This window comes from Sphingomonas sp. HITSZ_GF, assembly GCF_029543155.1.
Taxonomy (GTDB): domain Bacteria; phylum Pseudomonadota; class Alphaproteobacteria; order Sphingomonadales; family Sphingomonadaceae; genus Sphingomonas.
This window is the reverse complement of record NZ_JARQXA010000005.1, coordinates 288,009-308,946: the sequence shown is the minus strand read 5'-3', so window position 1 is coordinate 308,946 and position 20,938 is coordinate 288,009. Positions and strand designations below refer to the sequence as shown.

Annotated in this window: 21 protein-coding genes; 12 read left to right on the top strand and 9 right to left on the bottom strand. The window is 65.9% G+C overall.

The window, feature by feature from the left end:
- Positions 1-10 precede the first annotated feature (10 nt).
- From P6144_RS15795 to rph, 4 genes are all read right to left on the bottom strand, one after another.
- Positions 11-2,248: a TonB-dependent receptor gene (locus P6144_RS15795; RefSeq protein WP_277768757.1), complete on the bottom strand. Its 2,238-nt coding sequence runs from the start codon at positions 2,246-2,248 to the stop codon at positions 11-13.
- 163 nt (positions 2,249-2,411) lie between these two features.
- Complete coding sequence (locus P6144_RS15790; RefSeq protein WP_277768756.1) at positions 2,412-2,597, bottom strand: hypothetical protein; 186 nt, start codon at positions 2,595-2,597, stop codon at positions 2,412-2,414.
- 97 nt (positions 2,598-2,694) lie between these two features.
- Positions 2,695-3,330, bottom strand: a complete 636-nt coding sequence (rdgB, locus tag P6144_RS15785; protein WP_277768755.1) for an RdgB/HAM1 family non-canonical purine NTP pyrophosphatase — start codon at positions 3,328-3,330, stop codon at positions 2,695-2,697.
- Positions 3,327-4,040 carry a ribonuclease PH gene (rph, locus tag P6144_RS15780; protein ID WP_277768754.1) on the bottom strand — a complete coding sequence of 238 codons (714 nt, stop codon included), beginning with the start codon at positions 4,038-4,040 and terminating at the stop codon, positions 3,327-3,329. The genes rdgB and rph overlap by 4 nt, the downstream gene beginning before the upstream one ends.
- Before the next feature lie 105 nt (positions 4,041-4,145).
- Here rph and P6144_RS15775 point away from each other — a divergent pair, with 105 nt between their 5' ends.
- The 9 genes from P6144_RS15775 to P6144_RS15735 all read left to right on the top strand — a co-directional run bounded on the left by P6144_RS15775 (position 4,146) and on the right by P6144_RS15735 (position 12,718).
- Entirely contained in the window at positions 4,146-4,652 is a 507-nt protein-coding gene (locus tag P6144_RS15775; protein WP_277768753.1) for a DUF6438 domain-containing protein, read from the top strand.
- A gap of 148 nt (positions 4,653-4,800) precedes the next feature.
- A complete protein-coding gene (gene hrcA, locus P6144_RS15770) occupies positions 4,801-5,844 on the top strand; it encodes a heat-inducible transcriptional repressor HrcA (protein WP_277768752.1) in 1,044 nt (347 codons plus the stop codon).
- A gap of 10 nt (positions 5,845-5,854) precedes the next feature.
- A complete protein-coding gene (gene grpE, locus P6144_RS15765) occupies positions 5,855-6,409 on the top strand; it encodes a nucleotide exchange factor GrpE (protein ID WP_277768751.1) in 555 nt (184 codons plus the stop codon).
- Positions 6,410-6,828: 419 nt separating this feature from the next.
- Positions 6,829-7,263 carry a DUF1003 domain-containing protein gene (locus tag P6144_RS15760; protein WP_277768750.1) on the top strand — a complete coding sequence of 145 codons (435 nt, stop codon included), beginning with the start codon at positions 6,829-6,831 and terminating at the stop codon, positions 7,261-7,263.
- Positions 7,264-7,344: 81 nt separating this feature from the next.
- A complete protein-coding gene (locus P6144_RS15755) occupies positions 7,345-7,743 on the top strand; it encodes a hypothetical protein (protein WP_277768749.1) in 399 nt (132 codons plus the stop codon).
- 53 nt (positions 7,744-7,796) lie between these two features.
- On the top strand, positions 7,797-8,606 hold the full coding sequence (locus tag P6144_RS15750) for a ferredoxin--NADP reductase (protein ID WP_277768934.1): 810 nt from the start codon (positions 7,797-7,799) through the stop codon (positions 8,604-8,606).
- Positions 8,607-8,906: 300 nt separating this feature from the next.
- Positions 8,907-11,657, top strand: coding sequence for a [protein-PII] uridylyltransferase (locus P6144_RS15745; RefSeq protein ID WP_277768748.1), 2,751 nt, complete (start codon positions 8,907-8,909; stop codon positions 11,655-11,657).
- Positions 11,658-11,673: 16 nt separating this feature from the next.
- The gene (locus P6144_RS15740; RefSeq protein ID WP_277768747.1) at positions 11,674-12,066 is read left to right on the top strand and encodes a VOC family protein; all 393 of its coding nucleotides are present in this window, start codon (positions 11,674-11,676) and stop codon (positions 12,064-12,066) included.
- Between the two features lie 4 nt (positions 12,067-12,070).
- The gene (locus P6144_RS15735) at positions 12,071-12,718 is read left to right on the top strand and encodes a hypothetical protein (RefSeq protein ID WP_277768746.1); all 648 of its coding nucleotides are present in this window, start codon (positions 12,071-12,073) and stop codon (positions 12,716-12,718) included.
- On the opposite strand, the gene P6144_RS15730 is transcribed toward P6144_RS15735, so the two are convergent.
- From P6144_RS15730 to thrS, 3 genes are all read right to left on the bottom strand, one after another.
- Positions 12,715-13,575, bottom strand: coding sequence for a glycoside hydrolase family 16 protein (locus tag P6144_RS15730; protein ID WP_277768745.1), 861 nt, complete (start codon positions 13,573-13,575; stop codon positions 12,715-12,717). The two genes, P6144_RS15735 and P6144_RS15730, sit on opposite strands and share 4 nt — an antisense overlap.
- On the bottom strand, positions 13,575-14,108 hold the full coding sequence (gene infC / locus P6144_RS15725; RefSeq protein ID WP_116838799.1) for a translation initiation factor IF-3: 534 nt from the start codon (positions 14,106-14,108) through the stop codon (positions 13,575-13,577). Before infC ends, P6144_RS15730 begins: the two co-directional genes overlap by 1 nt.
- A gap of 185 nt (positions 14,109-14,293) precedes the next feature.
- Entirely contained in the window at positions 14,294-16,294 is a 2,001-nt protein-coding gene (gene thrS, locus P6144_RS15720; protein ID WP_277768744.1) for a threonine--tRNA ligase, read from the bottom strand.
- Between the two features lie 275 nt (positions 16,295-16,569).
- Between thrS and P6144_RS15715 the strand changes: the two genes are divergently transcribed.
- Complete coding sequence (locus P6144_RS15715; RefSeq protein WP_277768743.1) at positions 16,570-16,923, top strand: VOC family protein; 354 nt, start codon at positions 16,570-16,572, stop codon at positions 16,921-16,923.
- Entirely contained in the window at positions 16,913-18,334 is a 1,422-nt protein-coding gene (locus tag P6144_RS15710) for a class I SAM-dependent methyltransferase (RefSeq protein ID WP_277768742.1), read from the top strand. The genes P6144_RS15715 and P6144_RS15710 overlap by 11 nt, the downstream gene beginning before the upstream one ends.
- 157 nt (positions 18,335-18,491) lie before the next feature.
- Here P6144_RS15710 and P6144_RS15705 read toward each other — a convergent pair whose 3' ends face one another.
- Positions 18,492-19,505: an aldo/keto reductase gene (locus tag P6144_RS15705; protein WP_277768741.1), complete on the bottom strand. Its 1,014-nt coding sequence runs from the start codon at positions 19,503-19,505 to the stop codon at positions 18,492-18,494.
- A 221-nt stretch (positions 19,506-19,726) separates the two neighbouring features.
- Here P6144_RS15705 and P6144_RS15700 point away from each other — a divergent pair, with 221 nt between their 5' ends.
- Complete coding sequence (locus tag P6144_RS15700; RefSeq protein WP_277768740.1) at positions 19,727-20,089, top strand: Ig-like domain-containing protein; 363 nt, start codon at positions 19,727-19,729, stop codon at positions 20,087-20,089.
- 61 nt (positions 20,090-20,150) lie between these two features.
- Here the strand turns inward: P6144_RS15700 and P6144_RS15695 are convergent, their stop codons facing one another.
- Positions 20,151-20,933: a CatB-related O-acetyltransferase gene (locus P6144_RS15695; RefSeq protein ID WP_277768739.1), complete on the bottom strand. Its 783-nt coding sequence runs from the start codon at positions 20,931-20,933 to the stop codon at positions 20,151-20,153.
- Between the last annotated feature and the right edge of the window lie 5 nt (positions 20,934-20,938).

The window sequence follows — 20,938 nt, the reverse complement described above, 5'->3', positions numbered from 1 at the left end:
AGGTGGAAGCTTAGAAGGTCTTGAGCAGCTTGATCCCGTACTGGCGGGGCGGGCCCGCGAAGTAGAGGCCGGAGTTCAGCGCTGCCGGGTAATGCTGGTCGGTCAGGTTTGTGCCGTACGCGGTGATCGTCCAGCTCTTGTGCTGGAAGGCGAGCTGGGCGTTGAGCACGTTGCGCGCCGGCAAATGGTCGCCGCGCGAGGCGTTTTCGAACAAGGTCGCCCACTGGTCGCCGACATGGCCGAAATTGGCACGCGGGGTGATCTTGTCGCCATTGCCGAGCTCGAGCACATACTGCGCGCCCAGGTTGAAGGTCAGGTTGGGCGCATAGGTCTGGCGGCGGCCCGCCAGGTTGATGCAGTTGGCCGCGTTGGTCGGGCTGCCGGTGCGCGGATCGCAGGCGCCGGTGCTCGCGACGCGCGGATCGCTGGCATAGAAGGTGCCCAGCTCGGTCTTGAGCACGTTCACGCCGGCATCGAGCTGCAGCCCGCCGAAGTGGAACTCGGCCTCGGCCTCGAAGCCGTAGATCTTGGTCTTGTCGGGCACGTTGAGCTCGATCCCGAAGGTCGGGAAGGTCGGGTAGCCGATGATGACCTGGAAGTTCTTGTAGTCGTTGTAGAAGCCGGTGATCGTCGTGCGGACCTTGCCGCCCGCCCAGTTCGCCTTCCAGCCGGCTTCGTACGAGGTCACTTCCTCGGGCTCGAACGGCGCCGGGTTGCCCAGGCCCACCGGCACGTTGAGCCCGCCCGGACGGAAGCCGGTGGCGACGAAGCCATAGAGATACTGGTCCTTGCTCAGCTTCCAGCCGAGCGACACCTTGTACGAGACATTGTCCGACTTCACCTGCTGGTCCTGCCGGATATAGGCTCCGTACTGGAGCACATCGACATGGTTGGTCGACTGGCTCGCCGTATAGCGGATGCCCGCATCGATCTTCAGCTTCGGCGTGATCGCGAAGCCGATCTGGCCGAATGCCGCAAGCGAGCGGGTCGGGTTGGTGCCCTGCAGCTTGTACTGCGCCGAAGGCAGGTTGAACGGATAGGCGAGGTCGATCACGAACTCATAGGGCTTGCGGAAATAATAGTCGTTCCACAGGCCGAACGCGCCGAGCAGCCAGGTCACGCGGCTCGTGTCCGGCGAGATCAGGTTGAGCTCGGTGGTGATCTGCTGCTCGTCGACGCTGTCGTAGAAGGTGCTGATGCCGGTCGCGGTGCCGTCCAGGTCCGCGCGGTACATCGTGTTCGCCCATTGATAGCTCGAGACCGAGCGCAGCTTGATGCCGCCGGCCAGCTCATATTCGGCCTTCAGGGTCGATCGGACGAACTCGTCGCGCGCAGCCTGCGGCGTGTTGAACGACACGTCGAACAGGTCGCGATGATTGGGGTTCGGGGTCGAGGTGCCGGGGATGTTCTCGTAATAGTTGGCGAACGGCGTCGCCGGATAGGCGCCCATGTCGAGATGGCCGGCATCGGTCTTCCACAGGATCGACAGGCGGTCGGTCGGCTTCCACAGGAAGCTGATGCGCCCGGCCATGATACCCTGGTGCCCCTTGTCGAACGGGTAGGCCGTGCCGTTCGGGCCGGTGATGTTGTAGAAGCTGTCGCGGCGCGAGCCGTAGAGCGCCACGCGCGCGGCAAAGGTGTCGCTCAGCGGCAGGTTCACCGCGCCCTGCATGCCGGCTTCGTTGTAGTTGCCGTAGTTCAGGTTGAAATAGCCGTGGATGCCGCCGCCGATGATCGGATCGTTGGTGTTGACGAACACCGCGCCGCCGGTGGCGTTCTGGCCGACGATCGTGCCCTGCGGGCCGCGCAGCACCTGGATGTTGCCGACGTCGTAATAGGGTTCGCCCTGCACATAGCCCGGGAAGGTCGGAACCCCATCCCGATAGGTGATCACGCCGGTGGTGGTCTGGGTATTGTGCTCGGCCTTGCCGATGCCGCGGACGTTGAAGTCGTTGCCCTGGCCGAAATTGTTGACCACGACCGAGGGCATGGCGAACTGCAGCGCGTCGACATTGGCGACGCCCTTGTTGTCGAGCTGCGTGCCCGAAAGCACCGAGGCAGAGACCGCCGTGGTCATCAGGTTCTCGTTGCGGCGCTGCGCGGTGACGACGATCTCGCCGTCTTCGGGCTTATCCTGATCGGAAGAAGCGGACGCATCCTGCGCCGGGGTGGCGGTCTGCGCCGCGGCCGCGCCGCTCCAGACCAAGGCCAGCGCCGAGGCGCCAAGCAGCAACGGGCGATATTTCATTCGGTCCCTCCCAACATCCATCTCCAGACGTGCTCTTCGGCACGATGCAGAAAGACTGCCGCAAAGCCCGGGGGCTTGCAACATTAATTCTCATCAGAGTGAATGTTGAGAAGGGGACCGTTGCAAAGCGAGCACAGGGGGCCTGCGCTGCGGTGCGGGCTGGCTAATTCCGTTGGAGAGGGTGGCGGCGCGCGTCGGCGCCGGGTTCGGCCTCGGCGGCGGCAAGCGCGATCTCGGCCCGATCGGGGGCGAGCGTCAGCACATCGTCCGAGTTTTCCTCGGCAACGCCCTGGCTATGCACTTCGTGCACATGGCGGATCATCGACGCCAGCTGACGCATCGAACCCATTTACGACCTCATTGTTTTTTTGTTGTCCTAGGGGTTGTACCCTAGGGGAGGCGCAAATGTTGCACGGTTTTCATCGTTAACGCGGCGCGAATCACCTTTATGCGTCGAGTACCGCGCTGACGAGCTGCCGGAACGCATCGGCGCGGTGGCTCATCGCATGCTTGGCCGCCGGCTCCATCTCGCCGAACGTCTCCTGATGCCCCTCGGGCAGGAAGACCGGGTCATAGCCGAAGCCCTGGGTGCCGCGTGGCGGCCAAACCAAAGTGCCGTCGACGCGCCCTTCGAACCATTCGACATGGCCATCGGGCCAGGCGAGCGCGAGCGCGCAGATGAAATGCGCGTCGCGGCTGGTCTCGGGCGGCAGCGCCGCCAGCTTGTCCTCGACAAGCTGCATCGCCACGCCGAAGTCCTTGCTCGGGCCGGCCCAGCGCGCCGAGAAGATGCCCGGATCGTTGTTCAGCGCTTCCACGCACAGCCCCGAATCGTCGGCCAGCGCCGGGAGGCCCGAGAGATCCGCGGCCTGCAGCGCCTTCAGCTTGGCATTGGCGACGAAGGTTGTCCCCGTCTCCTCGGGCTCGGGCAGATCGAGCTCGGCCGCGGAGACCGGCTCGACCCCGAACGGGCCGAGGAGTTCGCGGATCTCGCGCACCTTGCCGGCATTGTGGCTGGCGATCACCAGCTTGCCGGGCTTGAGCTTGCGGATCGCCTGGGGAGTGTCGCCTTCGCCGGTCATCCGATTGCCTTCAACTGTGCTTCGAAGATCTGGTTGCAGCCGATCCGGGCGAGGCGGAGCAGGCGGAGCAGCCCTTCCTCGTCATAGGTCGCGCCTTCGGCCGTGGCCTGCGCCTCGGCGATGTTGCCGTTCGACAGCAGCACGAAGTTCGCATCGGCGTCGGCCGCGCTGTCCTCGACATAGTCGAGGTCGAGCACCGGCGTGCCCTGGTGGATGCCGCACGAAACCGCGGCCACCTGCGCGATGATCGGGTCTTCCTTGATCAGCCCGGCCGCCATCAGCTTGTTCACCGCGATGCGCAGTGCGACGAACGCGCCCGAGATCGCCGCGGTGCGGGTGCCGCCATCGGCCTGGATCACGTCGCAATCGAGCGTGATCTGGCGCTCGCCGAGCTTCTTCAGGTCGGTCACGGCGCGCAGCGAACGGCCGATCAGCCGCTGGATTTCCTGGGTGCGGCCCGATTGCTTGCCCTTGGCCGCTTCGCGCTGGCCGCGGGTATGTGTCGCGCGCGGCAGCATGCCGTATTCGGCGGTCACCCAGCCTTCGCCCTTGCCCTTCAGCCAAGGCGGCAGCCGCTCCTCGACGCTAGCGGTGACGAGCACGCGGGTGTCACCGAAGCTGATCAGCACCGAACCTTCGGCATGGCGGGTGAAATGCGGTTCGATCGTGATCGCACGCATTTCGTCGGGGGCGCGGCCGGAAGGGCGCATCTGCTTCAGTCTCCTGCAAGGTTTGACGCGCCACGTAGACGTAACGGTTGGAACGCGCCAGTCTTGGCGGGCGATCCGTGAAGAGTGACCGTGGAGGAGCAGCATATGCGCAGGCTTGTGATCATCGGGGTGGCGACGCTGGCGCTGGCGGGCTGCGTCAAGCCGAGCGGCGGGCCCGGCCCGGGCAAGCCGATCCCGATCGAAGGCGATTCGATCCGCTACGAGACCGGCCCCTGCTTCGGCCGCTGCCCGATCTACAGCGTCACCGTACGGCCCGACGGCACCGGCGTGTTCGAGGGACGACGCTTCACCGCGGTCACCGGCGAGCGCGCGTTCAAGCTCAGCCGCGCCGAATATGACGCCTTCGCCGCCAAGCTCGCGCCGTGGCGGCCCGAGAGCGGCGAGGTCCGCTATGCCCCCGGCGAGAAGAATTGCCCGCAGGTCGCCACCGACCTGCCCAGCGTCGACGTCACCTGGACCCGCGCGATCGGCGACAGCCAGCACCTCTACGTCTATTATGGCTGCGTGATGCAGAACCAGGCGATCAAGCAGGCGCTGGGCGAGGCGGCGGACGGACTGCCGATCCAGGACCTGATCGGCGAGCGGCCTTAGCATCTTCCTCTTCGTCACCCCGGCCTTGTGCCGGGGGCCACCGGGAGGTGAGCGAAGGACAGGAGGCGAGAAGACAGAATGCGCGGCACCGTGGACCCCGGCACAAGGCCGGGGTGACGGTGGAGGAAAGGCTGACTACATAGCCAGCATGACCACCCCGCCTATCCACGAGCTGACCGACCGCGCCCGCGACGTGTTCCGCCTCGTGGTCGACTCCTATCTGGAGACCGGCGTGCCGGTGGGTTCGCGCACGATCGCGCAGATTTCGGGGCTCAACCTCTCGCCCGCCTCCATCCGCAACGTGATGCAGGATCTCGAGGAGCTCGGCCTGCTCGCCTCGCCGCACACCAGCGCCGGTCGCATGCCCACCCAGACCGGGCTGCGCCTGTTCGTCGACGGCATGATGCAGGCAAGCGCGCCCAGCGCCGAGGAGCGCGCCGCGATCGAGCGCAACGCTGCCGAGCGCGGCCCGGTCGAGGAGGCGCTGGCCAACACCACCGCCGCGCTTTCCGGCCTCTCGGCCTGTGCCGGCCTCGTGCTGGTCCCTAAGGCCGAACCGGTGCTGCGCCAGTTCGGCTTCGTGCCGTTGAGCCATGATCGTGCGCTCGCCGTGCTGGTCAGCGAGGACGGCTCGGTCGAGAACCGCGTGGTCGAGCTGCCCGGCGGCATGGACCCCGCGGCGCTCCAGCGCGCGGCCAATTATCTCTCTGCCACCTTTGGCGGGCTCACGCTCAGCCAGGCCCGCGCGCGGGTCGAGCGCGAGCTGGGGGCGCAGCGTGCTGCGCTAGACGATGCCGCGGCGGCGCTGGTCGCACGCGGCATGGCGGTGTGGAGCGAGGATGGCGGCCGCCGCCCGGTGCTGATCGTGCGCGGCCAGGCCCGGCTGATCGACACCGCCGCGGCCGAGGACCTCGACAAGGTCAGCCAGCTGCTCGACGAGCTCGAAGGGCAGGAGGAGATCGCCCGCCTGCTCGATTCGGCGCGCGAAGGCGAGGCGACTCGCATCTTCATCGGATCCGAGAACAAGCTGTTTGCGTTGTCCGGTTCGTCAGTGATCGCCAAGCCGGTGCGCGCGATGGACGGGCGCGTGGTGGGCGTGGTGGGCGTGATAGGTCCCACCCGGTTGAACTATGCGCGAGTCGTCCCCATGGTGGATTTCACGGCGGCCACTTTGGCCCGATTGCTGGCCTGAACAGGGAAATATGACGGAAGAGAATAAGGTGACGGACACCCAGGACGATACGCTGCGCGCGGAAACCGCGGACGCTGCCCCGGAAGTGGCCGAGCATGACCGCGTGGCCGAGCTGGAGGCCCAGCTCGCCGAGGCGAAGTCGGCAGTGATGTACGCGCAGGCGGAGACGCAGAACGTCCGCCGCCGCGCCGAGAAGGAGGCGCAGGACGCCAAGACCTATGCCGCGACAGGCTTTGCCCGCGACGTGCTGTCGGTGGCCGACAACCTCACCCGCGCGCTTGCCACGATCCCGGCCGAGCTCAAGGAAGACGAGAAGTTCAAGGGCCTGGTCACCGGGCTCGAGGCGACCGGGCGCGAGCTCGATTCGGTCTTCGCCCGCCACGGCATCTCGAAGATCGTCGCGCTGGGCGAGGCGCTCGACCCCAATCGCCACCAGGCGATGATGGAAGTGCCGAGCGCCGATGCCGAGGCCGGCACGATCGTCCAGGAGATCCAGGCCGGCTACATGATCCGCGATCGCCTGCTGCGCCCGGCGCTGGTAGGCGTGGCGAAGAAGCCGGATTGATCCGCGCGTCCTTCGCGAGACAAAGAGGCCGGGGCGGTGCTCCGGCCTTTTTTGCGCGCTTTTCCCTCTTCTTTCCCCGGCGAAGGCCGGGGCCCAGTCTTGAACGTCACGCGCCTTGGCGCGTCTGCGCCGCGCACGCCGAGTCCGGGCCCCGGCCTTCGCCGGGGAAAAGGGATTTGCTGACCGTATCTCCCTCCCAACATGACGGCTTTTTCATTTGAAATCCGCCTCCCGCGCAGCCATGTCGCCCGCGGGTCGCATAGCCGTGCGTCCTTAACCGCCACAGCTCCGAGAATGGGGTCATGTCCAGCAACGATCATAGTCGATCGACCGTGCCGTCCGAGGCCGCCGCGCTGAGCTGACCCGCTCGCCTCCTGCGCGGCCCGCCCCGGGCGGCCGGTCGGCAGTGAGGTGTACCAATGAACGCAGCCATCCGTTTCCTGTCGGATCTCCGCCGCATCGGCGTGGGTCGCGATCCCCATGCGCTGTTCGACGAGCGGCTGACCTTTGGCGAGAAGCTCGCCGATCGGGTCGCCGCTGTCGGTGGCTCCTGGGGCTTCATCATCGGTTTCGGCCTGTTCCTCGCCGCCTGGGCAGTGCTGAACACGGTCGTGCTGGCGAAGAACGCCTTTGATCCCTTCCCCTTCATCTTCCTCAACCTGATGCTGTCGATGCTGGCTGCGTTGCAGGCGCCGATCATCATGATGAGCCAGAACCGCCAGGCGGCGAAGGACCGGTTCGAGGCGCGGCTCGACTATGAGACCAATACGCGCGCCGAGGCGCAGATCGAGAGCCTGCACGAGAAGATCGACCTGCTCACCGCGGAGATAGCCCGGCTTTCGCGCGTCGCATAAAAAATACGCTATTGATAGTTATTCGCAATAAGCGCTAAGGCATCCCCGCCCCGGAGATCGGCTCCGGGAAGGGGACCGCCTTTGTACGCGTATATCGATCGTTCCGTCGCGGAACTCGCGCCTGCGGATCAGCTGCTGCTCTCGGTGATGCGGCAATGGGTGACGTGCATGCGCGCCGGGCGCTGCCCCTGTTCGGCGATTGGGCCGGTGCTGCACGGGCAGGGGATGGGCGACATGCTGCCCGATCTCAACATGGCAATGCTGCTCGTCGAGCGCGAAGGGATGTCCCAACTTCGCTTCAAACCGCCCTTCGCGGCAGAAATTGGCGACGACGAGGCCTTGCTCCTTTCGCTGCATGCGCTAGCACGCGCCGGCGCGCAGTCGCGCGTGGAAGCGGTCATCGAGCAGATCGTGAAACCCGAAGCGCGCCTTCCGCTTTCCGTTGCGGTGGCGCGTATCGCCGTCGCTTTTGCGCGTTGAAGTTAAATTATATTGCAGTGCACTGTGAATTTGGAAAGAGCGCCTTCGTGAACATGCTTGCCCGAACCCCGATCGTCCTCCCCGAGCACCCCACGTTCCAGACGTGCGCGGTTCGCTGGGTGAAGCACTGGAATGAGCATCTCTTCAGCTTCGCGATCGAGCGTCCGGCCAGCTTCCGCTTTCGTGCGGGCGAGTTCGTGATGATCGGCCTCGAAGTCGATGGGAAGCCGCTGATGCGCGCCTATTCGATCGCCAGCCCGACCTGGTCGGACGAAATCGAGTTCCTGTCGATCAAGGTCGAGAACGGCCCGCTCACCTCGCGCCTCCAGGGCATCCACGAGGGCGACCAGCTCTATCTCGGCAAGAAGCCCACCGGCACGCTCGTCGCCGATGCGCTGCTGCCCGGCAAGCGCCTCTTCATGCTGTCGACCGGCACCGGCCTGGCGCCGTTCCTCAGCCTGGCGCGCGAGCCTGACATCTATGACCGGTTCGATCAGGTGGTGATCGTCCACTCGGTGCGCCGGGTGAGCGACCTTGCCTATCATGACGAGCTGACCGCGCAGCTCGCCAACGATCCGCTGGTGGCGGATCAGGCGCTGCTCCAGTTCCACTATATCCCCACGGTCACCCGTGAGCCGTTCCGCACCACCGGGCGCATCGGCCAGCTGATCGAGAATGGCTGGCTGTTCAAGGCGCCGGTGCAGGGCCATCCGGAACTCAATCCGGAAACCGACCGCGTCATGCTCTGCGGCTCGAACGTGATGATCAAGGACTTCGCACAGATGCTCGAAAGCCACGGCTTCGAGGAAGGTTCGAACGCCAATCCCGGCAGCTTCGTGCTCGAGCGCGCCTTCGTCGGCTGAGGCTGGCAGGGTCGCCTGAAAATCTCCCGTCATCCCGGCGAAAGCCGGGATCTCAGGCGAAGGTGAGATACGGCACGAGACCCCGGCTTTCGCCGGGGTGACGGCAAGCTTGCAATGTAGGATTTCGCCTGCTCTCCTCGGTTCATGGCGAGTGCGTCAGCCCGATACCGGCCTGATTCGGATCGTGGCCTCTCCCACCCGGGCAAAGTGAAACGATTTGCCCCGACTCCCTTCACTTTGCGGCCTCGAGTCAAGATTTCCGGCTTTGCACCCGGCTCGCACCGCCGTTATCTGCGAAGCATGTCCGGCCGCTTCGACAATGTCTCCAATCGCCGCGCCCTGATCGATCGGCGCGCGGTCGCCGAGCGGCTTTCCGCGCTCGAGGCGAAGGATGGCGCGAAGCTGCGCGCCGCGGGCACGAAGGAGCTGAAGGCGGCGCTCGATACCGGCCGCGCCGAGATCGCCCGGCGCCTGGCCGAGCATCCCAGCCGCGGGCACGAGATCGCCGCATCGGGCGCCTTCCTGATCGACCAGCTGCTCCGCCTGCTCTGGGATTTCACCACCGAGCGGCTACATCCCAACCCCAATCCCAGCGCCGCCGAGCGCATGGTCCTGATCGCGGTGGGTGGGTACGGCCGCGGCGAGATGGCGCCGCATTCGGATATCGATATCGGCTTCCTCACGCCCTGGAAGGTCACCGGCTGGTGCGAACAGGTCATCGAATCGATGCTCTATTCGCTGTGGGACATGCAGCTGAAGGTCGGCCATTCGTCGCGCTCGCTCGATGAGATGGTCCGCCAGTCCAAGGCAGATGTGACGGTGCGCACCGCGCTGCTCGAGGCGCGCTATGTCTGGGGCGACACTGCGCTCTACGACGAGGCGGCGCAGCGCTTCAAGGTGGAGGTCCAGGCCGATACCGCGCGTGCCTTCATCGCCGAGAAGCTGGCCGAGCGCGAGGCGCGGCACAAAAGGATGGGCGACAGCCGCTATGTGGTCGAGCCCAATGTGAAGGAAGGCAAGGGCGGTCTGCGCGACCTCCACACGCTCTTCTGGATCGGCAAATACGCCTATAACGTTCGCGAGACTGCCGAGCTGGTCGACAAGGGTCTGCTCACCAAACTCGAATATCGCCAGTTCCGCCGCGCCGAGAATTTCCTCTGGGCGGTGCGCTGCCATCTCCACCTGATCACCGGCCGTGCCGAGGATCGGCTGACCTTCGATGTGCAGCGCGAGATTGCCGAGCGCATGCGCTATGCCGACCGGCCGGGCATGTCGAAGGTGGAGCGCTTCATGCGCTTCTACTTCCTCCAGGCGAAGGGCGTGGGCGACCTCACCGGGGTGTTCCTCGCCCATCTCGACGAGCAGTTCGCGGCGCGCGGCAGTCGCTTCGGCTTCCCCACCTTGTGGCGGCGCCCCAGGAAGCTGAAGGGGTTCACGCTCGATCGCGGTCGGCTGGCGCTGCCGCGCGACAATTTCTTCCAGGAAGACCCCGTCCGTCTGATCGAGGTGTTCCAGCTCGCCGACCTCCACAATCTGGAGGTCCACCCGCTGACGATGCGGGCGGCGGCGCGCGACGCCAAGCTGGTCGACGATGTCCGCGAGGATCCCCGCGCCAATGCGCTGTTCCTCGACGTGCTGACCTCGCCCCGCGACCCGGAAACCGTGCTGCGCTGGATGAACGAGGCGGGCGTGTTCGGCCGTTTCGTGCCGGACTTCGGCCGCGTCGTCGCGCAGATGCAGTTCGACATGTACCACCACTACACGGTCGACGAGCATTCGATCCGGGCAATCGGCCTGCTTGCCCGCATCGAGAAGGGCGAGCTGCGCGACGATCATCCGCTCGGCACCAGCATCTTCAAGCAGATCGCCCAGCGCCGCGCGCTCTATGTGTCGGTGCTGCTGCACGATATCGCCAAGGGGCGCGGCGGCGATCATTCGATCCTCGGCGCCGAAGTGGCCGAGCGGCTCTGTCCGCGCCTGGGCATGACCGCGGCGGAGACCGAGACGGTGGCCTGGCTGGTGCGCTGGCACCTGCTGATGTCGGCCACCGCCTTCAAGCGCGACCTGAGCGACTTCAAGACGATCCTCGATTTCGCCGGCCATGTGCAGAGCGCCGAGCGGCTGCGCATGCTGCTGCTGCTGACCATCGTCGATATCCGCGCTGTCGGCCCCGGGGTGTGGAACGGCTGGAAGCGCCAGCTGCTCGCCGATCTGTTCGATGCCTCGGAGGAGGTGCTGCGCCTCGGCCACAAGCAGAAGGGCCGCAACGAGCGCATCGCCGCCAAGCAGGAAGAACTCGCCCAGATGCTCGGCTGGGACGACGCGCGGATGGCGGCGTTCAAGAAGCGGATGACCGAGAGCTACTGGATCGCCGAGCCGGCCGACGTGCTCGAGCGCAATGCCCGCCAGGTCGATGCTGCCGGCAATGCCCAGCTGTCGGTCGAGGCGCAGGTCTATCCCGAGCGCGGCGCGACCCTCGTGACGGTCTATGCCGCCGACCATCCCGGCCTGTTCTACCGCATCGCCGGCGCGATCCATGTCGCCGGCGGCAACATCATCGATGCGCGCATCCACACGACGCGCGACGGCCTGGCGCTCGACAATTTCCTGATCCAGGATCCGCTTGGCCGGCCGTTCGATGAGGAAGCGCGCCTCAACCGGATCAAGACGACGATCGCCGATGCGCTGGCCAATCGTGCCAAGCTGCAGGACCGGCTCAAGGCCAAGCCGCTGGTGCGTCCGCGCGCCGAGGCCTTCGCCATCGAGCCGAACGTGCTGATCGACAACAATGCCTCGAACCGCTTCACCGTGATCGAGATCAACGCCCGCGATCGGCCGGCGTTGCTCTGCCACCTCGCCTATGCGCTGTTCCAGTCGAAGGTGACGATCCACTCGGCGCATGTCGCCACCTATGGCGAGCGCGCGGTCGATACCTTCTATATCACCGATCTGATCGGCGATAAGATCGAGAGCAGCGGGCGGCTGAAGACGATCGAGCGCCGTTTGCTCGAAGCGGCGGCAGGCGACGGTACCGTGGCCGAGGCAGCCTGAGGCAAGGGGATTTGCGATGCCGGTGATCGGATTGGGTGGCTTCTTCTTCCGGGCGCAGGACCCCGAGGGGCTCAAGGCCTGGTATGCCGAGGTGCTCGGCGTCGGCGGTGGCTTCGGCACCGATGGCAGCGGCCAGACCAGCCCGTGGTTCTGGCATCCCGAGCCCGGCCCGGTGGTGTTCGAGCCGTTCAAGGCGGCGACCGATTATTTCGCGCCCGACAAGAGCTACATGCTCAATTTCCGGGTGCGCGATCTCGACAGCCTGCTCGAGCAGCTCAATGCGCGCGGGATCGAGATCATCACCAAGGACGAGTGGGACACGCCCGAGACCGGCCGCTTCGCCCGCATCCATGATCCGGAAGGCAATCCGATCGAGCTGTGGGAACCGCCGGTGGCGGATCAGGCCTGAAGGCATGGAGATTGTCGGGGATTATCCGCGCGACGGCTATGCGCATGTGAAGGGGCTGATCGCGCCGGAGATAGCCCAGGCGACGCTCCAGGCGCTGCGCGAGGCGATTGGGCCCCGCGACATTCCGCTGAGCGGGGTGCGCGACCATCCCAACCTGCTCCGCCGCGCCGCCTTCGAAGTCTATGGCCATCATTACCGACCGATCCTGCATTTCCTCTGGGGCCTGACGCCGCAGATGAGCGCGATGGCCGGCAAGGACCTGCTGCCCACCTATTCCTATCTGCGGATCTACCGCGAGGGCGATGTCTGCCGCGTGCATTGTGACCGCTATTCGTGCGAGCACAGCATGTCGCTCACGCTCGACTATAGCGACGGCGTGCCCTGGGCGCTTGAGGTCGACAAGGATCCGCAGGCGCCGAGCGCGCGGGTGGAGGAAGGTTTCGACACCGATCGCTACGCCTCGATCCCGATGGCGGTGGGCGATGCGGTGCTCTATCGCGGCGTCGATCATCGCCACGGCCGGGTTACGCCCAACCCAAATGGCTGGTCGGCGCACCTGTTCCTGCACTGGGTGGACCGCAACGGGCCCTATGCCGAGCATGCCTTTGACGGCCAGATGAAGCCCGCCCCGGTCGACTTCAGCTTCGCCTAGCGCTTCTGCCAGATGCGGACATAGTCGACCTCCATCCGCGACGGGAAGGCGTCGGCGTCGATCCCCTTCTGCCCGCCCCAGCCGCCAATGGCGACGTTGAGGATCAGATATTGCGGCTTGTCGAACGGCCAGGTGGCGGGGTCACCCTTATGGTCGTTGTCGAAGCGCATGAAGGCCCGGCCGTCGATGCCGATCAGGATACGGTCGGCGTTCCAGTCGAGCTGATAGCGGTGGAAGGCAGTGCAGGCGTCGGGCAGCAGCGTGTTGGCGCCGCGCTGGGTGTGGATGGCGTGGTTATAGGCCTTGGTGTGGATCGTGCCGTGGACCCGGCCCTCGTCCCAGCCGACATGCTCCATGATGTCGATTTCGCCGAGCGCCGGCCAACCTACCTTGCCGTCGGTGCCGAGCATCCAGATCGCCGGCCACACGCCGCGGCCACAGGCCAGCTTTGCCCGGACCTCGACAAAGCCATAGGTCCAGTCGGCGATGCCGGCAGTGACGAGCTTGCCCGAGCTATAGTCCTGTCCGCCGAAATCCGGGCGGTCGGCGAGCCGTTCCTTGCGGGCCTCGATGACGAGATGACCCTCCTCGACCCGGACATTCTCGGGCCGGTCGGCGGCATAGTACTGGAGTTCGTTGTTGTACCAGCCCGCTTGGTTGCGGCTGGTGTCGTAGCGCCACTTCTTCGGATCGAGCCGGTCGAACTCGTCGGCCCAGACCTGGCGGTAGCCGGCGGGGACCGCCATCGGCTCGCTCGTTTCGGAAGTGGTGGAGGAGGCGGCCGTGGTTTCCTGCGCCGCCGCGGGCAGGGGGAGGGCGGCGAGGGCCGCGATCAGCAGCCCTCGCGCCTCGTGCATCACTTGGGCGCCAGCACCATCAGCATCTGGCGGCCTTCCATGCGCGGATAGGACTCGACCTTGGCATCCTCGGCGCAATCCTCCTGGACGCGCTTGAGCAGGTTCATGCCGAGCTGGCCGTGCGAAAGCTCGCGGCCGCGGAAGCGCAGGGTGATCTTCACCTTGTCGCCTTCGCCGATGAACTTGTGGACGGCCTTCATCTTCGTATCATAGTCATGATCGTCGATGTTCGGACGCATCTTGATCTCCTTGATCTCCTGCGTCTTCTGGCTCTTGCGAGCAAGGTTGGCCTTTTTCTGGGCCTCGTACTTGAACTTGCCGACATCGAGGAACTTGGCGACGGGCGGGTCCGCATTGGGGGACACTTCGACCAGGTCGAGGCCATGCTCCTGCGCCTGTTCGATCGCCTCGCGCGTGTACATCACGCCGAGATTCTCGCCCTCATGGTCGATCACGCGGACCTTGGGCGACTGAATGAATTCGTTAAACCGCGGACCGTTCATCGGCGGTGCCACCATCGAGCGGCGATTCATGGGCGGACGTATACGACTTGCTCCTGTTGTTGCAGACTCAGGGTTTGGGCGGCTCAATAACGCAGGACGCGGCACTTCGGTAGCCCGATGCCTGCATTTCCGCCGAAATTTCGCGCAGTGTGGCCTGCGCGTTACTGCAATATCGGCGCGGGGCGCAGCTTGCGCAACCCCGCGCCGGATTTGAATCAGCGCAGATCGGGCGGCGTCGCCTCGGCCACCAGCCGCTCGACGACTTCGTCAAGGCTCAGCATCTTCTGGCCCTGATCGCCGAGCACGCGCAGCGCCACGGTGCCTTCCTCGGCCTCGCGCTTGCCGACGACGAGCAGATTGGGGACCTTGGCCACCGAATGCTCGCGCACCTTGTAGTTGATCTTCTCGTTGCGCAGATCGGTCTCGACGCGGATGCCCGCGGCCTGGAGCCGCTTCGCCACCTGCGCCGCATAGTCGTCGGCATCGGATACGATCGTCGCGACCACCGCCTGGGTCGGCGCCAGCCAGGTCGGCAGGCGACCGGCGAAATGCTCGATCAGGATGCCGATGAAGCGCTCGTACGAGCCGAAGATCGCGCGGTGGAGCATCACCGGGCGATGCCGCTCGCCATCCTCGGCGACATAGGACGCATCGAGGCGCTCGGGCAGCACGCGATCCGACTGGATCGTGCCGACCTGCCAGGTGCGGCCGATCGCATCGGTCAGGTGCCATTCCAGCTTGGGCGCATAGAAGGCGCCTTCGCCGGGCAGCTCTTCCCAGCCATACTCCTCGGTCGCCATGCCGGCACGGACCACCGCGTCGCGCAGCTCGGTTTCGGCCTGGTCCCACATCTCCTCGGTGCCGAAGCGATTGTCGGGGCGCAGTGCCAGCTTGATCGAATAGGTGAAGCCGAAGTCCTTATAGACCCGGTCGGCCAGGCGGCAGAAATCCTGGACCTCGTCGACGATCTGGTCTTCACGGCAGAAGATGTGGCCGTCGTCCTGGGTGAACTGGCGGACGCGCATCAGCCCGTGCAGCGCGCCGTGCGGCTCGTTGCGGTGGCAGCAGCCGTTCTCGACGAGGCGCAGCGGCAGGTCGCGGTACGACTTGATCCCCTGCTTGAAGATCAGGATGTGCGCCGGGCAGTTCATCGGCTTGAGCGCCAGCCACTGCGCGTCTTCCGACACCATCGGGCCTTCGTCCTCGATGTTCGGCGTCTCGTCGGGGATGACGAACATGTTCTCGCGGTACTTGCCCCAGTGACCGGACTGCTCCCACTGGCGCGCATCCATCACCTGCGGCGTCTTCACTTCCTTGCTGCCCGCGCCGTTCACCGCGCGGCGCATATAATCCTCGAGCGCGCGGTAGATGACATAGCCGTTCGGATGCCAGAACACGCTGCCATGTGCTTCGGCCTGGAGGTGGAACAGGTCCATCTCCTGGCCGAGCCTGCGATGGTCGCGCTTGGCGGCCTCCTCGAGGCGCATCATGTGCTCGTCGAGCTGCTTCTTGTTGAGCCAGCCCGTGCCGTAGATGCGCGACAGCATCGCGTTCTTCTGGTCGCCGCGCCAATAGGCGCCCGAAACACGCGTCAGCTTGAAGGCGTTGGGATCGACCTTGCCGGTGGAGGCCAGGTGCGGGCCGCGGCACATGTCGAGCCACGCGTCTTCGCCCTTGCCGGCGCGATAGACGGTCAGCTCTTCCCCTTCCGGAAGTTCCTGCGCCCATTCGGCCTTGAAAGTCTCGCCCGCCTTGGTCCAGCGGTCGATCAGCTGCTGGCGCGACCAGACCTCACGGACGAGCGGCTCGTCGGCGGCGATGATCTTGCGCATCTCCGCCTCGATCGCCGGCAGGTCCTCTTCGGTGAAGGGGCGGTCCTTGGGGGCGAAGTCGTAATAGAAGCCGTCGTCGGTCGCGGGGCCGAAGGTGATCTGCGTGCCGGGGAAGAGGTTCTGCACCGCTTCGGCGAGGATATGCGCATAATCGTGGCGGGCGAGCTCGAGCGCGTCCTTCTCGTCCTTCGAGGTGACGAGAGCCAACTGGGCGTCACCCTCGAACGGGCGGCCGATGTCGCGCAGTTCGCCATCGACGCGCGCGGCAAGCGCGGCCTTGGCCAGACCCGGACCGATCGCGGCGGCGATGTCCGCCGGGGTAGTCCCCGGGGCTACCTCGCGGACGGAACCGTCGGGCAGCGTAATGCGGAACATCTCGGACACGGGTTTGACTTTCTTGAGGGGTTGATCGGAGCGCGGCTTATGCCTTCGCGGGTGCGATATAGGCAAGCGCTCGTGCAATTGCTTGTCCCGCGGCCCAAAGTGAAGGGAGTCGGGGCAAATCATTTCACTTTGGAAGCTTGGCGGCGGGGGCGTTTTCCGGTGCGCTCGAAAAAATCGCGCGGTGCCCATGTAGAGCGGCCTGACAGACAAAATCCTACATTGGAAGCCTGTTTCGACATGGCGTAGAGCCGCAGGCGAAACGGGAGAGAGCCGAGATGGACAACCAGCGCGCGACCACGATCCTGCCGTGCAACGACCTGGATGCGAGCCTGGCCTTTTACGAGCGGCTCGGCTTCCGGCTGACCAGCGATCACGGCCACTACAAGATCCTGGAAGACGGCAAGGGCTGGCACCTCCACCTCAACAAGGCGGTGCTCGGCTGGCTGGTGCCGGGGCACAATCCCTTTGGCATCTATCTCTACACCGACGATGTTGACGGCGTGGCGGAGCGGGTGCGCGAGCTGATCCTCGAACCCGAAGGGCCGAGCCTGAAGCCCTGGGGCTGCTACGAGTTCGCGGTGAGCGACCCCGACGGGACGCTGGTGCGGGTCGGGCGCATTGCTGACTGAACTCGCGCAGTTGCTGGGGCTCGCCGAGGACGCCGCGCGCCGGGGTGCGCTCGGCCAGACGCTGCCGGCGCTGAGCCGCGCGCTCGCGATCGATGCCGAGGCGGCGGCGCCTGCCTATGCCGATCTGCTGGCGCGCTCGATGCTCACTGGCTGGCCGGCGCAGCTCGAGGCCGATCTGGTGACCTGCCTGTATGCGGGCTCGGTCGACCCCCAGCGGCTGGCGCGGACGGCGGCGCGCATGCTGCTGATCAAATATCCCGAGCCGGTGGTGGCGGAGGACCCGCTGTTGGACGCGTTCCTCAGGCGCTGCATCAATGTCGATCCGGCGATGGAGGCGCGGTTGGTGTGGCTCGCCGGGCAGGTGCTGCCCGAGGGGCTGCGGGCGGTATTGGCGGCGCAGGCCTTTGCGAGCGAATATGTGTGGGGCGGGGAGGGGCTGGGAGTTCCCCCTGACACGGCTGCGGAACTCGATGAGGAGCGTGCGCTTGCAGCCGATATGCCTTTTCTTTCTCCCCGGCCTTCGCCGGGGAAAGAAGAAGGGGAAAGCCGGCGCGTTTCCGATGCCGTGCGCGATCAGTATGAAGCCAATCCCTATCCGCGCTGGCGTGCTCCGCCGGCGCCGCAGCCGGTATCGGTGGCGCAACATCTCGCCCAGCTCGGTGCGCCACAGGTCGAGCCGCTCGACGTGCTGGTCGCCGGCTGCGGCACCGGGTTCGAGCCGATCGACCTGGCGCGGACAGACCCGTCGCTGGCCATCACTGCGCTCGACCTCAGCGCCGCCAGTCTTGCCTATGCCCAGCGCATGGCCGGAGTGCTGGGGGTGGAGAATGTCCGCTTCGTGCGCGGCGACATCCTGGACATCGCGGAGCTGGACCGGCGGTTCGGAATGATCAGCAGCACCGGCGTGCTCCACCATATGGAGCGCCCCGAGGACGGGCTGGCAGCGCTTGCCGAGGCGCTGGCGCCGGGCGGTGTGTTGCGCATCGCCCTCTACAGCGAGCGGGCGCGGACCTGGGTGGCCGAGGCGCACCGCGCGATTGCGGAGCATGGCTGGGACGCGAGCGCGGCGGGTATCCGGTCGTTTCGGTCATATGTGCTGGCGCTGCCGCCGGAGCAGCCCCTGGCAGGCCTGCGCGAGAGCGACGATTTCTACACGCTGAGCGGCTGTCGGGACCTGTGCTTCCATGTTCGCGAGCATTGGTATCGGCTGCCCGCGATCGGCGCGATGCTCGCGGGGGCGGGGCTGGAACTGCTGACGCTGGATGCGCCGCCCGAGGCGCAGGCGCGCTTCGCGGCGATGCATGGCGAGGCGGATCGGCGCGATTTGGGGCTATGGGATCAGGTGGAGGCGGCGCACCCGCATCTGTTTGCGGGGATGTTCCATCTCTGGGCGCGGAAGGTGACCGGATAGCATCCAGCCATCAGGTTATATTCCTCGTCATCCCCCGCGCAGGCAGGAATCCGTTGGCGCTGTCGCCACGGTTCTATCCGACAATTCAGCCAGAATGGATCCCCGCCTGCGCGGGGATGACGGGCGAGAGGGCGGGCCAAGCGCCCGCTCCTCTACCTCAGCTGTCGATAGGCAGCGGCGCTTCCGGCGAGACCAGCGCCGCTTCGCGCAGCTCGCGCCAGAAATCGGCGGGGATCGTCTCGTTCAGCGCGGCATGGTCCTCGGCGATGCGGCTCGGCTTGCTGGCGCCGGGGATCACCGCCGCGACCGCCGGATTGGCCAGCGAGAATTGCAGGCCCGCTGCCTTCATGCTCACCCCATGGCGATCGGCGATCGCCTTGATGCGGGCGACCTTGTCGAGCATCGCCTGGGGTGCGGGCGCATATTCGAAATGCGCGCCGCCGACGAGCACGCCCGAGCTGTAGGGGCCGCCGACGACGATGCCGAGGCCGCGCTCGACGATCTTCGGCATCAGCCGCTGCAGCGCGCGCTCATGATCGAGCAGCGTGTAGCGGCCGGCGAGCAGGAAGCCGTCGGGGCGGGGCTCTTCAAGATCGAGCAGCAGCTCGCAGGCCTCGACCCGGTTCACGCCAAGACCCCAGGCCTTGATCACGCCCTCGTCGCGCAGCTTGTCGAGCGTGCGGAAGGCGCCCTTGCGCGCCTCGGCGAAGCGATCGACCCATTCGTCGCGGTAGAAATCCTGGGCGAGGTCATGGACGAAGACGATCTCGATCCGGTCGGTTCTGAGCCGCTTCAGGCTGTCCTCGATCGATCGCATCGTCGCGTCGGCCGAATAGTCGTTGACCACCTTGTTGGCGCGGCCGTGCGCGAAAACGCCGGCCTTCTCGCCCTGGTCGCGCGCGCCGACATCCTCCAGCTCGTCGAGGATGACGCGGCCGACCTTGGTGCTGATCACATAGTCTTCGCGCGGGCGGCTTCCCAGCACCTCGCCCATGCGGATCTCGGCCAGGCCGGCACCGTAGAAGGGCGCGTTGTCGAAATAGCGAATGCCCTGGTTCCAGGCGGCATCGACGGTGGCGAGGGCTTCCTCCTCGGGAATGTCGCGGAACATGTTGCCGAGCGGCGCGGCGCCGAAGCCCAGCTTGCCGGGAAGAATGTCCTTGATCGCCATGTCGCACGCTCCTTGCTTTTGCTGGTCGGCAGATAGGAAGCGAGGGTGGGGGGCGGAAGGGGTACGGGCCTGCCGCTCACATGCCGAAAACAATGCGGAAACGAATAGAAACAACGCTTTCGGACAGATCGATTGAATCCGCATTGTCGCGCCCGGATTCGGCATGGGAGCTTCCCGATGGGGCGGGGAAATGCCCGCGCCTTCAGAAGCGGAGGAAATGCATGCCCATGCTACATGTACTTTCGAGCATCTATCTGGCGACGGCGGGAATTGCGCAGCCCGCGCCCGCATTTCTGCCCAACGCCGATCCGGTTGCCGTGAACGACACCAAATCGGTGCAGTGCGGGACGATCGACTGGATCGACGTTCTGGCGAACGACTATGATCCGGACAGCGATCCGCTGACCATCACCGGCATCGTGTGGCAGACCGGCAATTACGGCGGCGCGGAGGTCGATGGCGACACGATCGCCTATTCGGCTTCGGCCTATGGCACCGATGAGATCTATTATTCGGTGTCCGACGGCCATGGCGGCTCGGCGATCGCCAAGCTCACCGTAACGGTCAACTCCGGCACCTGCTAGGTTGCGGGGAGATGCCCTGTCCCGGCGCGGCCGGGATGGGGCATGTCCGCCCGATCGGGTATCAGGCTGCCTTGAGCAGCCTGCGCTGTTCCTTGCGGAAGCGGCGCACGGTATCGAGCAGGTTGAGCCTGGGCGGGGCATAGGGCTGGAGCCCCGCGGCGATATGCGTTTCCAGTGTGTCGAGCGCACGGATTGGGTCGGTCAGGTCAAGGTCGAGGTTCAGGATGTTGTAGCGCCACCATTGCACGGCGAGCATCCGCTCGATCACCGCATCGGGGAAGCGCATGCGGATGATCCGCGCCGGCGATCCGCCGACAATGGCATAGGCGGGAACGTCGCGCGTCACCACGGCATTGGCGCCGATGATCGCGCCGTCGCCGATCGTCACGCCGTCGCGCAGGAAGGCGCCGCTGCCGATCCAGACATCGTTGCCGATCATCGTGGTACGCCGATCGGATTCGCCGCGATCGGCGACGGGCAGCACGCGCCGCCAGGTGGCGTCTTCGTCGCGCAGCGGATCTTCGAAGGCGCGATACGCCTCGAAAGCGAGGGCAGAGCTGGTCAGCCAATCGGTCGGGTGGCGATCGAGCCCGATCTGGACGAGCTTGGCGACCGAGCAATAGCGGCCGATCTGCGCCTGGGAGAATTGCGAATCATAGCCGAGATAGGTGAAGGCGCCGATCGAGACAGGCGAATCCCACACATAGGCGTGCGAGAGGTTGGTCGGCGTCTCGATTTCGCTCTCGCTGTCTATCCGCCAGGTGCCGGGCGCGATCCCGCGGATACCGAGCAGCGACAGATGCGCGACGAGTTCGGGGGTGAATTCGATTCGGTGCAGCGCCATCGCCA

What these genes read in the sequence shown, in the direction of transcription:
- grpE (WP_277768751.1), top strand. Translation starts at nt 5,855, where the DNA reads ATGACGGAAGAGAATAAGGTGACGGACACCCAGGACGATACGCTGCGC.
- P6144_RS15790 (WP_277768756.1), bottom strand. Translation starts at nt 2,597, where the DNA reads ATGGGTTCGATGCGTCAGCTGGCGTCGATGATCCGCCATGTGCACGAA.
- P6144_RS15730 (WP_277768745.1), bottom strand. Translation starts at nt 13,575, where the DNA reads ATGCACGAGGCGCGAGGGCTGCTGATCGCGGCCCTCGCCGCCCTCCCC.
- P6144_RS15715 (WP_277768743.1), top strand. Translation starts at nt 16,570, where the DNA reads ATGGACAACCAGCGCGCGACCACGATCCTGCCGTGCAACGACCTGGAT.
- hrcA (WP_277768752.1), top strand. Translation starts at nt 4,801, where the DNA reads ATGACCACCCCGCCTATCCACGAGCTGACCGACCGCGCCCGCGACGTG.
- rph (WP_277768754.1), bottom strand. Translation starts at nt 4,040, where the DNA reads ATGCGCCCTTCCGGCCGCGCCCCCGACGAAATGCGTGCGATCACGATC.
- P6144_RS15695 (WP_277768739.1), bottom strand. Translation starts at nt 20,933, where the DNA reads ATGGCGCTGCACCGAATCGAATTCACCCCCGAACTCGTCGCGCATCTG.
- rdgB (WP_277768755.1), bottom strand. Translation starts at nt 3,330, where the DNA reads ATGACCGGCGAAGGCGACACTCCCCAGGCGATCCGCAAGCTCAAGCCC.
- P6144_RS15705 (WP_277768741.1), bottom strand. Translation starts at nt 19,505, where the DNA reads ATGGCGATCAAGGACATTCTTCCCGGCAAGCTGGGCTTCGGCGCCGCG.
- P6144_RS15775 (WP_277768753.1), top strand. Translation starts at nt 4,146, where the DNA reads ATGCGCAGGCTTGTGATCATCGGGGTGGCGACGCTGGCGCTGGCGGGC.
- P6144_RS15740 (WP_277768747.1), top strand. Translation starts at nt 11,674, where the DNA reads ATGCCGGTGATCGGATTGGGTGGCTTCTTCTTCCGGGCGCAGGACCCC.
- infC (WP_116838799.1), bottom strand. Translation starts at nt 14,108, where the DNA reads ATGAATCGCCGCTCGATGGTGGCACCGCCGATGAACGGTCCGCGGTTT.
- P6144_RS15745 (WP_277768748.1), top strand. Translation starts at nt 8,907, where the DNA reads ATGTCCGGCCGCTTCGACAATGTCTCCAATCGCCGCGCCCTGATCGAT.
- P6144_RS15760 (WP_277768750.1), top strand. Translation starts at nt 6,829, where the DNA reads ATGAACGCAGCCATCCGTTTCCTGTCGGATCTCCGCCGCATCGGCGTG.
- P6144_RS15700 (WP_277768740.1), top strand. Translation starts at nt 19,727, where the DNA reads ATGCCCATGCTACATGTACTTTCGAGCATCTATCTGGCGACGGCGGGA.
- P6144_RS15750 (WP_277768934.1), top strand. Translation starts at nt 7,797, where the DNA reads ATGCTTGCCCGAACCCCGATCGTCCTCCCCGAGCACCCCACGTTCCAG.
- P6144_RS15735 (WP_277768746.1), top strand. Translation starts at nt 12,071, where the DNA reads ATGGAGATTGTCGGGGATTATCCGCGCGACGGCTATGCGCATGTGAAG.
- P6144_RS15795 (WP_277768757.1), bottom strand. Translation starts at nt 2,248, where the DNA reads ATGAAATATCGCCCGTTGCTGCTTGGCGCCTCGGCGCTGGCCTTGGTC.